The organism is Roseibium sp., from assembly GCF_050301095.1.
In the GTDB taxonomy this organism is placed as follows: domain Bacteria; phylum Pseudomonadota; class Alphaproteobacteria; order Rhizobiales; family Stappiaceae; genus Roseibium.
Genome location: NZ_JBNKYW010000297.1, coordinates 1 through 11,799, shown reverse-complemented (window position 1 = coordinate 11,799; position 11,799 = coordinate 1). Strand labels below are relative to the sequence as shown.

General features: G+C 61.5%; 12 protein-coding genes. 9 read left to right on the top strand and 3 right to left on the bottom strand.

All coding sequences use genetic code 11. From position 1 onward, the window contains the following. Positions 1-874: LysR family transcriptional regulator (locus ACQY7U_RS25975; protein ID WP_428651444.1), on the bottom strand; the 874-nt coding region annotated here is incomplete at its 3' end. 406 nt (positions 875-1,280) lie between these two features. On the opposite strand from ACQY7U_RS25975, the gene ACQY7U_RS25970 reads away from it, so the two are divergent. From ACQY7U_RS25970 to ACQY7U_RS25960, 3 genes are read left to right on the top strand one after another with little or no spacing between them, the layout of a single operon-like run. After that, the gene (locus tag ACQY7U_RS25970) at positions 1,281-1,847 is read left to right on the top strand and encodes a MaoC family dehydratase (RefSeq protein WP_428651442.1); all 567 of its coding nucleotides are present in this window, start codon (positions 1,281-1,283) and stop codon (positions 1,845-1,847) included. A 6-nt stretch (positions 1,848-1,853) separates the two neighbouring features. Next, on the top strand, positions 1,854-3,014 hold the full coding sequence (locus tag ACQY7U_RS25965) for a CaiB/BaiF CoA transferase family protein (protein ID WP_428651440.1): 1,161 nt from the start codon (positions 1,854-1,856) through the stop codon (positions 3,012-3,014). Then, the gene (locus ACQY7U_RS25960) at positions 3,011-4,147 is read left to right on the top strand and encodes a carbohydrate ABC transporter substrate-binding protein (RefSeq protein ID WP_428651437.1); all 1,137 of its coding nucleotides are present in this window, start codon (positions 3,011-3,013) and stop codon (positions 4,145-4,147) included. Before ACQY7U_RS25965 ends, ACQY7U_RS25960 begins: the two co-directional genes overlap by 4 nt. A gap of 158 nt (positions 4,148-4,305) precedes the next feature. On the opposite strand, the gene ACQY7U_RS25955 is transcribed toward ACQY7U_RS25960, so the two are convergent. Then, the gene (locus tag ACQY7U_RS25955; protein ID WP_428651434.1) at positions 4,306-5,142 is read right to left on the bottom strand and encodes an amidohydrolase family protein; all 837 of its coding nucleotides are present in this window, start codon (positions 5,140-5,142) and stop codon (positions 4,306-4,308) included. A 64-nt stretch (positions 5,143-5,206) separates the two neighbouring features. Then, positions 5,207-5,989 (bottom strand): IclR family transcriptional regulator, encoded by a 783-nt coding sequence (locus tag ACQY7U_RS25950; RefSeq protein WP_428651431.1) that lies wholly within the window; start codon positions 5,987-5,989, stop codon positions 5,207-5,209. Positions 5,990-6,165: 176 nt separating this feature from the next. Here ACQY7U_RS25950 and ACQY7U_RS25945 point away from each other — a divergent pair, with 176 nt between their 5' ends. The 6 genes from ACQY7U_RS25945 to ACQY7U_RS25920 all read left to right on the top strand — a co-directional run. Beyond that, positions 6,166-7,482 carry an ABC transporter substrate-binding protein gene (locus ACQY7U_RS25945; RefSeq protein ID WP_428651429.1) on the top strand — a complete coding sequence of 439 codons (1,317 nt, stop codon included), beginning with the start codon at positions 6,166-6,168 and terminating at the stop codon, positions 7,480-7,482. A 116-nt stretch (positions 7,483-7,598) separates the two neighbouring features. Continuing rightward, entirely contained in the window at positions 7,599-8,495 is an 897-nt protein-coding gene (locus ACQY7U_RS25940; RefSeq protein ID WP_428651426.1) for a carbohydrate ABC transporter permease, read from the top strand. Between the two features lie 2 nt (positions 8,496-8,497). After that, positions 8,498-9,364: a carbohydrate ABC transporter permease gene (locus ACQY7U_RS25935; protein WP_428651423.1), complete on the top strand. Its 867-nt coding sequence runs from the start codon at positions 8,498-8,500 to the stop codon at positions 9,362-9,364. A gap of 2 nt (positions 9,365-9,366) precedes the next feature. Further along, positions 9,367-10,464 carry an ABC transporter ATP-binding protein gene (locus tag ACQY7U_RS25930; RefSeq protein WP_428651420.1) on the top strand — a complete coding sequence of 366 codons (1,098 nt, stop codon included), beginning with the start codon at positions 9,367-9,369 and terminating at the stop codon, positions 10,462-10,464. Between the two features lie 4 nt (positions 10,465-10,468). Beyond that, positions 10,469-11,590 (top strand): mandelate racemase/muconate lactonizing enzyme family protein, encoded by a 1,122-nt coding sequence (locus tag ACQY7U_RS25925; RefSeq protein WP_428651418.1) that lies wholly within the window; start codon positions 10,469-10,471, stop codon positions 11,588-11,590. Positions 11,591-11,593: 3 nt separating this feature from the next. Further along, positions 11,594-11,799 (top strand): L-rhamnose mutarotase (locus ACQY7U_RS25920; RefSeq protein WP_428651416.1); only part of this gene is annotated, 206 nt, incomplete at its 3' end.

Below are 11,799 nucleotides of genomic sequence, written 5' to 3'. Positions count from 1 at the left end.
TGTTGATGAAGTTCAAGGTGGTCTGTTTCGGGGCGGATCCCTTGCGCCAGACAATGCCGACCTGCACCACGGGCAAGGCGCCGGAAACATCACGCGATTCAATGCGATCACCTTCGAGCGACCACGGACGGTAGACGAGATCCGGCAGGATGGCGATCCCGGCGCCCGTCGCCACCAGGCTGCGCACGGCCTCCACCGAGCGCGTCCGGAAGGCGACAGGCGGTCTTGAACCGAGCGCACCGAGCAGCTTGGCCGTCGCCTCCTCGATCTCGTCCAGCGTCAGCATGATCAGCGGTTCGTCGGAAATGTCGTCGAGCGCAATGCTGTCGGGGGTCTCCAGCCTGTGACCGAGCGGCAGCCACAGGCGGTAGGGCGAGACTTCCAGGATTTCGGACTGGAGCGCCATCCGGTCGCGCAGATTGGAGACAACCATGACGGCGACATCGAGCTCGCCGCCGATCAGAAGGTGCTCCAGATATTCGCCGCTGTCCTCGATGGCCGTCACCTCGACGGCCGGGTAGGCCCTTCGGAAACGGGCCAGGATGTCGGAGAGCACATAGCCGGCAACCAGCGAGGTGACTCCGAGATGAAGCGTTCCGCTGGCTTCGTCCTGCTGCTGATCGAAGGCCCGTCGCGCATCGGCGACATTCGACAGGATCTCCGTGGCATGACGCAGGAACTGGTGCCCCTTGTGGGTGATGGTGAGACCGCGCGAATGCCGGTCGAACAGGATGACGCCCAGATCGCTTTCCAGATCCTTGATCGCCTCGGTGACGGACGATTGCGACACGTTGAAGGACTGGGCGGCACGGGAAATCGATCCCTTTTCCGCTGCCGCCACGAAATATTGCAATTGCCGGATTGTGAAGGACATGAGCGGGACGCGGAACTGGTTGAAGGAACGAGAGCCTAGGGTAGGGACCCATAAAATTGTACATTCAGGTCGCTCGGGAAAGGATCGTATCCAAGGCGGGAAAGAGCAGGAAACTGGTTGGTTTCCAGTTTTTCTCAACGCAGGAGGCGGTTCTTTCCCGAGCGATCCAAAGGACATCAATCGGGCTTTGAACAACCGCGTCAAAACCTTTGCACCATGCACCAGCATGGTGCTGCAGGCTTTTCCTTGCTCTTCTGCACCCGACTGACGCCTGAAGGCACAATTTTATGAGTCCGTACCCTAGAGCACATCCGGAATATTTTGAAGCCGGAGACGAACGCGATCGGCTCTTGCCTCATTAAATCATATGTGAATATAGTATTCACATAAGAAATTTGGAGGAGCCATGGAAACGCCTTTCGGACCGACGGTCGGGGTCGACAGCACGCAGCCGAAAGATATGCCGGCCGCGCATGCTGCGCTTCCGGTCTGGAATTCGGAAAACTGGTTTTACGAGGACTGGCAACCCGGCCATTCCATACGCTCCTTGCGGCGGACGATTGCCGAGGGCGAAAGCCATCTCTTCAACACTCTGGTTGTCGACATTCACCCCTATGTGCAAGACCAGATGTTTGCCGAAACCGAAGGGATCTTCGGCAAGAGGCTGGTGGCCGGTGCCTTTGTCTTCTCCGCAGGTCTCGGGTTGGTCGCCACCAACTGCGTCAACGCCTTTTCCTATGGCTACGACAAGCTGCGCTTCATCAGACCGGTCTTCATCGGCGACACGATCTACACGGTCCGGACCAACCTCGACAAGAAACCCAAATACGAGGGCATGGGCCTCATCCGGGCCTCCTACGAAGTCTTCAAGGGAGCGGGCGAACTCGTCCTCTACTGCGAGCATCTGCAGACCGTGAAATACCGCAACCCGGCCGACTTTGCGGACCGGATCGAACCTGAGAAACGGGCCTGAGCCGTCATGACATCCACTTCAGAATTGCCGCTCGCCGGCCTTACCGTGCTTGATATGAGCCAGTTTCTTTCCGGACCCTATGCGACCTTGCGCCTTCAGGATCTCGGCGCGCGCGTCATCAAGATCGAACGCCCCGGTTCCGGCGACCTCTCACGCAGCCTTTATCTGAGCGACACGGAAATCGGCGGGGATTCGACCATCTTCCACGCCATCAACCGGGGCAAGGAAAGCCTCGCCGTCGATCTGAAAAACCCGGAAGACATCGAGCGTCTCAAGCGCCTGATCGCGAAAGCCGATGTTCTGGTGCAGAACTTCCGGCCGGGTGTGATCGAACGGCTCGGGCTCGACTATGAGACCGTCCGTGAGATCAATCCGGGCCTCGTCTACGGGTCGATCAGCGGCTACGGTGAGGAAGGGCCATGGGTCGCCCGTCCCGGTCAGGACCTGCTCGCCCAGGCACGGTCGGGCCTCATGTGGCTCAGTGGCGACGATGGCGACGGCCCCGTGCCGATGGGGCTTGCCGTCGGCGACATGTTCGCGGGCGCGGCGCTGGCACAGGGGTTGCTCGCCGGTCTTGTCAAGCGAGGCGTCACCGGCAAGGGCAGCCACGTCCAGACCAGCCTTCTGGAAGCCCTGGTAGATTTCCAGTTCGAGGTTCTGACCACCTATCTCAACGACGGTCGGCGTATGCCGAAACGCTCCGGTTTCCGCAACGCCCATGCCTATCTCGCCGCACCTTACGGGGTTTACGAGGCAAAGGACGGTTTCATCGCGGTCGCGATGACGCCGATCCCGAAACTGCGCGACCTGATGGGGTTGGAGGCCCTCGATCCCTATTGCGGCAATCCGGCTTCCTGGTTCTCCGAGCGCGAGACAATCAAGAAGCTGATCGCAGGCGCGATTGCCGAGCGCAGGGTCGAGGACTGGATGGCCATCCTTGAACCTGCCGACGTCTGGTGCGCGCCGGTGCTCGATTGGGACGGCCTTCTGGAAAGCGAGGGCTTCAATTGCCTCGACCTGCTTCAGCGGGTGGAGCGCGAGGACGATGTCTCGATCCTGACCACCCGTTCGCCCCTGCGGGTGAACGGCGCGCGTTCGAAAATCGCCCGCGCTGCGCCGCGTGTCGGTGAACACACAGCGGCACTCATCGAGGAGTTCGGGCTATGAGCAGGCCTCGCCTCAAGGGCATGACCTGGAGTCATCCGCGCGGCTACGAGCCGATGGCCGCCTGTTCGAAGCTCTGGGAGGAAAAGACCGGCATCGGTATCGACTGGGACAGGCGATCCCTGCAGGATTTCGAGTCCTATCCCGTCGCGGACCTTGCGCGCCAATATGACCTGATCGTCATCGATCATCCGCATGTCGGAGAGATCACCGCTCAAGACTGCCTTGTGCCGCTCGACCGCTATGGCGATTCTGACAAACGGCAAGCCGTTGCAGAAGGCAGTGTCGGCGGCTCCCACGAGAGCTACTGTTGGGACAGCCACCAGTGGGCCTATCCGATCGACGCCGCCGCACAGATCCAAGCCTATCGGCCCGACCTGATCGGCGAGGCGCCAACGCATTTCAACGAGGTGCTCGAGTTGGCGGAAGCGGGCAGGGTGCTGATCCCGATGCGCCCACCGCATTCGCTGATGACCTTCTTCACTCTGTCCGCCAATCTCGCTACGCCCTGTGCGACGCATGGGCCGGGCGGCCTGATTTCGGTTGAAGACGGCACGGCGGTCTTCGAACTGATCGCCCGTCTGATGCGCCATGTGCCGGCAGAGTGCTACGACATGGATCCGATCGCGGTCTTTGAAGAAATGTGCAAGGCGGAAAGTCCGATTGCCTGCGTTCCACTGATCTACGGCTACGTTAATTACGGCATGGCGGAGTTCCGCCCGAAACGCCTCTCCTTTGCCGATATCCCGGCAGCCGGTGGCAACGGCCCGACAGGTTCGGCGCTCGGCGGCACCGGGATTGCGGTTTCCGCCTTTTCAGAACACGTCCCGGAAGCCGCCGACTTCGCGCTCTGGATTGCCGGCGGCGACGTGCAGCGCGGACCGTTCGCGGCTGCCGGCGGGCAGCCGGGACATGCAGACGGCTGGCAGGACGAGGCAGTCAACGAAGCGGCAAACGGGTTCTACCGCAACACCCGACGCACACTGGATGGCGCATGGATCCGCCCCCGGCACAAGGGCTACATGGCCTTTCAGGCGGCAGCTTCCGAGCGGTTGAACGAAGGGCTTCGGAAGGGGGAACCGGCACAATCCGTTATCGGCGACATCAACGCTCTTTTTGCCAAGAGTTTCGAGTGAGGGGCTGGCACTGATTGAGGGCCCTTGCTGGCGGATAGGTTCGCCGCCCTTCACCGCGTGTCATCCCCGATCAAGTCGAGGATGACCACTGAAGAAGATCTGCGTCCAACCAGCTTACGGTTTGTCAGCAGCTTTGCAGGCCTCGGACACTAATTCCGTCAAAGCCCCCAGATCCTTTTCGCATTCCCGGACAGCAGCTTCGTCCGCTCGTCGTCGCTGACGCCTTCCAGCAGCGCATGCGTTGCCGCCACCCAGGCAAGCAAGCCGCCGCCAAGCGTGCAGACGGGCCAGTCGCTACCCCAGACGACCCTCTCCCAGCCGAAGGATCGAATGACGTGTTCTGCATAGGGGCGCAGCGTGTCGGCGACCCAGGTCTCCGGATCGGCATAGGCGACGATCCCGGAAATCTTGGCGCACACATTGGGGCGTTTCGCGAGCTCCGTGACGCGGTCTTGCCAGGGCTGGCGTTCGTCGGCGGCGATATCCGGCACGCCGCAATGGTCGAGAATGAAGGTGACGTCCGGCGCGAGGTCGGCCAGTTGCATTGCCCGGTCAAGCTGACGGGGCAGGACACAGAGATCGAAGGTGAGCCCGGTGCCACCGAGCCGCTTGAGGTTTTCCCGGAAGAGCGGCTGGTCGGACAGTTCGTCCGGCATGACATGGAGCACGCGTCGGAAGCCCTTCGCCAAAGGATTGGCCTGCTGGCGTTCCAGATAGGCGGCAAAGCCGTCTTCCTCGGGTCGGCAGGAGGCAATGGCGCCCCTGATCAGGCTGTCCGGCTGGCTCGCGAGCGAACCGACATAGGCTGTTTCGGCCTCGATCAGTGTCTCCGCGACATCGACTTCCATGTGGAGCGTTGCCGATATGCCGGCGCGCCGCGCGTCACGGGCGTAGGCATCATAGGTCCAGTCGCGATTGAGCGGTTCGATACCCGTCAGCCAGGGATAGTCGAGGGCCGACCGGTCAATGACATGGAGATGGGTGTCGACGATCATGGCATTCCTCCCTGAAATTGAAAGGTGATACTTCCATATAAAAATAGTTCATTCAAATAAGAAATTACTCGGAGCTTTTGATCTCCGTTCCGGTCAGTTCCGACAGCTGTCGGGCGGTCTTGCACAACAGCTCCAGCGTCCCGGTGATGTCCGGCGCCTGAGGGGTGTTCACCAAAGTGATGAACGGGACCGTCAGCGCGGCGATGGCGCGGCCGTCCGGGCTCAGGATCGGAGCGGACAGATTGTAGACACCGGCGGTCTGCAGGCTCGGCATCATCTCGTAGCCCCGTTCGCAGATCTGATCGAGGCGGTCGAAGAATTCCTTCTCGACGGTCGGCGTTTCCGTGCTGCGGGAGTATTCGTTGATCATCATCAGCCGTTCCTCTTGCGGACGGAAAGCCAGGAGCACATGGCCGGACCCGGTGTCGTAGAGGGAAATGTTGGACCCGACACGGATGGAGATGCCCCAGTAGCTCGGCGCTTCCTGCTGCGCGACGACGACCACCGACCCGCGGTCGAAGACGGAGAGCTGGTTGGCCTGGAGGGTTTTTTCCGCAAGGTCCCGCATGAAAGGCGTCGCAAAGGAGACCAGCCGGCGCACGGGCGCATGGGATTGCGCGAGGCCGAAAAGCTTGAGCGTCAACGAATAGCGGTCGCCGTCGATCCGTGTGACATAGCCCCGGCGTACAAGCCGGTCGAGCATGCGGTAGAACTCGTTCGGGCTGCGTCCGAGCTGCTTGGCGATCTCCGCCTGGGTCAGGCCGCCGTCGATCCCCGCAAGCAGCTCCAGGATATCAAGCCCCTTGTCGAGCGCCGGGGCCCGGTAGCGATCCTCTTCCTGTTCCATGCTTTTCTCCGTGAAGCGCAAAATTCATATACGCACAAACAATGCAAAAAACAAACGCCTCTGCACCGGAATGTCTTGACCACTGATAAACGACATGTTTGTATATAAATGAACTTCTCATTAGTGAGTGGTTTGGGCGGACGCCCGCCTTGTTTAAAAGTCTCGGGAGGAGGCTCATGAAAAATCTATTGGCCGGCGCATCCGCCGGCGTAATCGCTCTTTTGGCCGGAGGGGCTGCTCTTGCGCAGGATCTGCCGGGCAAATTCGAAGGTGTCACCATCGAAGCCAAGCTGATCGGTGGTCAGCAGTACGAAAAGCTTTATGGGCGTATTGCGGAATGGGAAGCGGCGACGGGGGCCAAGGTCAACGTCATCTCCAAGAAGAACCACTTCGATCTCGACAAGGAGATCAAGTCGGACATTGCCGTCGGGGCCGTGAACTGGTGCGTGGGCTCCAACCACTCTTCCTTCGCGCCTCAGTATCCGGGCATCTACACCGATCTTTCGGCTTTGTTGCCGAAAGGGGAAATCGACGCCTTCGTCGATGCCAACATCTCCGCCTCGACGCTCGACGGCAAACTGGTGATGCTGCCGCGTGCCCAGTTCGACGTTTCCGCGCTCTACTACCAGAAGAGCCTTTATGCCGATGAGGGCAACAAGGCGAAGTTCAAGGAAAAATACGGTTACGATCTGACGCCGCCGGAGACCTGGGAACAGGTCACCGACCAGGCCGAATTCTTCGCCAATCCGCCGGACTTCTACGGAACGCAATTCGCCGGCAAGGAAGAGGCCATCAACGGTCGCTTTTATGAAATGCTGCGTGCCGAAGGCGGTGAGTACCTTGATGCGGACGGCCGTCCGGCCTTCAACTCCGAAGCCGGTGTGCGCGCGCTCAACTGGTTTGTCGAGCTTTACAAGGCCAAGGCCGTTCCGGCGGGAACGACCAACTATCTCTGGGACGATCTCGGCCAGGGCTTTGCCTCCGGTACGATTGCCATCAACCTGGACTGGCCGGGCTGGGCCGGGTTCTTCAACGATCCGGGTGCTTCCAAGGTGGCCGGCAACGTCGGTGTGACCGCACCGCCCAAGGGTTCCGCGGGCGTGCGCACCGGCTGGTCGGGCCATCACGGCTTCTCCGTGACGGAAAACTGCGAGAGCAAGGAGGCGGCCGCCTCGCTCGTCTGGTTCCTGACCAACGAGGACAGCCAGAAACTGGAAGCCGCCGGCGGGCCGCTGCCGACGCGTGACGCGGTCTGGGACTGGGTGATTGCGGAAGCCTCCGACGATCCCTATCGCAAGGAGGTTCTGCAGGCCTTCCAGGAAGCGGCCAAGGGCGCCTTCCCGGTTCCCCAGTCACCGTCCTGGATCGAGATCTCTAACGCGGTCTACCCTCAGCTGCAGGCCGCCATTCTCGGCGACAAGACGCCTCAGCAGGCGTTGGACGATGCCGCTCAGGAGGCGACCGAGATCCTGCAGGATGCCGGAGAACTCTAGGCTCGCTTAAGAACGGGCGCGGCCCTGCCGCGCCTGTTTCCGCCGGGTTTTCCACGCTCGACATCCGCGGGCAGGTCCTGACCCTGGATCCTTTCGCAAAACGATATGAGGATAGAATGAGAGGCTGGAAGCCCGCGCCGCATGTGCTTCTGCTGCTGCCGGCGTTTGTCGTCCTGGCGGCGGTGGTGGTCGTGCCGCTCCTGCTGTCGCTTTATTCAAGTTTCACACCGTTCCGCCTGACGCGGCCGGACACGATCTACACCTTCATCGGCTTCCGCAACTATGTGCGGCTGCTGACGGACTGGGATTTCTGGGTCGCCTTCGGCCGCACGGTGCTGCTGCTGACTTTCGCGCTCAATCTGGAAATGCTGTTCGGGCTGGGGCTGGCTTTGCTGGTTGAAAAGGCCACGCGCGGCCAGCGGATCCTGCGGACGATCATGATGTTCCCCATGATGTTCTCGCCGGTTCTGGTCGGATTCCAGTTCAAGTTCATGTTCAACGACAACATCGGTGTCGTGAACAACGCCCTGCAGTCGCTCGGCCTGACCGATCAGGCCATTCCCTGGCTGATCGACGGTCAGCTAGCCTTCATTTCCATCCTGGTTGCCGAAATCTGGTCGTCGACCGCAGTCTTCGCGATCTTCATCCTGTCGGGTCTCATGGCCATGCCGCGCGAACCGCTGGAAGCGGCCAAGGTGGACGGTTGCACCTCGTGGCAAAGCTTCCGCTATGTGACCTGGCCCTTCATCATGCCCTTCGCCTTCATCGCCATGACGATCCGCTCACTCGACATCGCGCGCGCCTATGACATCGTCAAGATCATGACCGATGGCGGCCCGGCGGGGCGCACCGAGATCCTCTGGACGATGATCGCCCGCACGGCCTATTCCGATGCGCGCATGGGGTTGGCCAACGCCATGGCTTACATCGCCATTCTTCTTTCAATCCTGTTCACGGCGCTGTTCTTCCAGAAACTCGCGAAGGCGCGTCAGCAGATCGGCGCGGAGTGGTGACCATGGACGAGAATACCGCACATCGCGTCAAGGGCCGGTTCCTGAAGGCAGGCCACTTGATCGGGTTGTTCCTGGCCATGTCGATCATCTGCCTGCCCGGGCTCTGGATCGTCCTGTCCTCGCTCCGGCCAACCGTCGAGATCATGGCCAAGCCGCCGGTCTGGATCCCGCAGGACCTGTCGTTCGACGCTTATGTCGCCATGTTCTCCGGCGTCGGCCAGGGCGGCATTCCGGTGCTGGAATACTTCCGCAACTCGCTGATCATCTCGGTCTCCTCGACGGTAATCGCGCTGGCGGTCGGCATGGCCGGCGGCTACGCCTTTGCGCGCTACCGTTTCCGCGGCAAGTCGGCGGTCTTCCTTGGCTTCATGCTGACACGCACGGTTCCGGGCATCGCGCTGTCGCTGCCGCTGTTCTTCGTCTATGCGAAGATCGGCATAATCGACACGCATTTCGGCCTGATCCTCGCCTATGTGGCGCTCAACGTGCCCTTCACCGTCTGGCTGATCGACGGCTTCTTCCGTCAGGTTCCCCGGGATCTCGCGGAAGCCGCCCAGATCGATGGCTGCACCCGCTGGCAGGCCTTCTGGCAGGTGGAGTTTCCGCTGGCGCGTCCCGGCATCGCGTCGGCCGGCATCTTCGCCTTCCTGATTTCGTGGAACGAATTCGCGCTGGCCTCCCAGCTCACCCGGTCGACCAACTCCAAGACACTGCCGGTTGGCCTGCTGGATTACACCGCCGAGTTCACCATCGACTGGCGGGGCATGTGCGCGCTTGCCGTGGTGATGATCATTCCGGCGCTCACCCTGACATTCATCGTACAGAAACACCTCGTCTCCGGCCTCACCTCCGGCGCAGTGAAGGGATAGAAATGGCTACCGTCTCTTTGAAAAACCTGGTCAAGAAATACGGGCAACTGGAGGTGGTTCATTCCATCAACCTGGAGGTCGAGGACCGCGAGTTCATCGCGCTCGTCGGCCCGTCCGGCTGCGGCAAGTCGACCTCGCTCCGGATGATCGCCGGGCTGGAGGATATTTCCGGCGGCGAGATCCACATCGGCGACCGGGTGGTCAACGACCTGCCGCCGCGCCAGCGCAACATTTCCATGGTCTTCCAGTCCTATGCGCTCTACCCGCATATGACGGTTGCCGAGAACATGGGCTTCTCGCTCAAGATCGCCGGGCGGTCGCAGGCCGAGATCGATGCGGCGGTCGCGGAGGCCGCAAGGACCCTCAGTCTGGAAAACCTGCTGGAGCGCCGGCCCTCGCAGCTTTCCGGCGGCCAGCGCCAGCGCGTGGCCATGGGCCGTGCCATCGTGCGCAATCCGGACGTCTTCCTGTTCGATGAGCCGCTGTCCAACCTGGACGCCAAGCTGCGCATGCAGATGCGCACGGAAATCAAGAAGCTGCATTCGAAGGTTCAGTCGACGGTGATCTACGTGACCCACGACCAGGTGGAAGCCATGACCCTGTCCGACCGGATCGTCATCATGCGCGACGGCCATATCGAACAGGTCGGAACGCCGGAGGAAGTCTTCCAGCGGCCGCAGACCCGTTTCGTCGCCGGTTTCATCGGATCGCCGACCATGAACCTGCGCGAAGCGGTGGTCGACGACGGCAAGCTGACCTTCGGAAACGGTGCCACCCTGCCACTGCCGCTGCAGTTCCGCGAGGCGGTGACCGCGGGCCAGAAGGTCGTTTTCGGTTTGAGGCCGGACGATCTTTATCCGGCCGGACACGGGCTGCACTCCGGCGAGGCCCATGACGTGCACACATTGCAGGTGCCGGTCTCGATCACGGAGCCGCTCGGCAACGAGACCCTGGTCTTTGCCGAATTCGCGGGCGAGGACTGGATCGCGCGCATGCTCAATCCGAAGGCTTTGGAACCGGGTGAGAAGATCGACCTCAGTTTCGACCTCAGTCAGGCACATCTCTTCGATGCGGCCACCGAGCAGACCCTGAGGAGCTGAACCGATGGCACGTATCGAGAAAATCGAGCTGCGCATGGTCGACCTCGTTCCGAAGGTCAAGCGCACCGATGCGATCCAGAGTTTCGTCAGCCAGGAAACGCCGATTGTCACGATCACGGATTCGGACGGCGCATCCGGCACGGGCTACAGCTACACCATCGGCACGGGCGGATCGTCGGTCATGCGGCTTCTCGCCGACCACCTCGCGCCGGGCCTCATCGGCCGCGAAGCGGACAGGATCGAAGCCATCTGGCACGAGTTGGAGTTTCTGACCCATGCGACCACGATCGGCGCCATTTCCTCCATCGCGCTCGCAGCCATCGACACGGCCCTTTGGGACCTGCGCGCCCGCAAGCAGGGACTGCCCCTCTGGAAACTGGCTGGTGGCGCCAAGGACCGCTGCCCGCTCTATACGACCGAGGGCGGCTGGCTGCACATCGAAACATCGGCGCTGGTCGACGATGCGCTCGCGGCAAAATCAAAGGGCTTCACCGGTTCGAAGGTGAAGATTGGCCGTCCGCATGTCTCCGAGGATTTCAAGCGGCTCGCCGCGGTTCGCGCTGCCGTCGGCGACGGCTACGAGATCATGACGGACTGCAACCAGGGTTTCACCGTCGACGAGGCGATCCGGCGCGCCGACCGCCTGCGGGATCTGGATCTTGCCTGGATCGAGGAACCGCTTGCCGCCGACGATATCGGCGGCCATGTCCGCCTGTCGCAAAGTACCTCGACACCGGTTGCCGTTGGCGAGTCGCTCTATTCGATCCGTCATTTCCGCGAATATATGCAATCCGGGGCCTGTTCGGTTGTGCAGGTCGATGCCGGGCGTATCGGCGGCATCACGCCCTGGCTGAAGGTTGCCCATACAGCGGAAGCCTTCGATATGCCCATCTGCCCGCATTTCCTGATGGAGCTGCATGTCAGCCTGACCTGCGCCGTGCAGAACGGCAAATATGTCGAATACATCCCGCAGCTCGACGAGTTGACCGCCAGCCGCATGACCATTGAAAACGGTCATGCGCTCGCCCCGAACGAGCCGGGCATCGGCATCGACTGGGACTGGGATGCGGTCCAGGGGAAGAGCATCCCCGAATTCACCACAACGATTACCCGGCAGGAGGCGTGAGACATGCAGCGCATGGGGATGGTGATCGGTCTGAAGCCCGAGAAAGTCGCCGAATACAAGCGGCTCCACGCCGCGGTCTGGCCGGAGATCCTCGACATGATCTCCAGGTGCAACATCCGCAACTATTCGATCTTCCTGAAGGAACCGGAGAACCTGCTCTTCGGTTACTGGGAGTATCACGGCACGGATTTTGAAGCCGATGCCGCGAA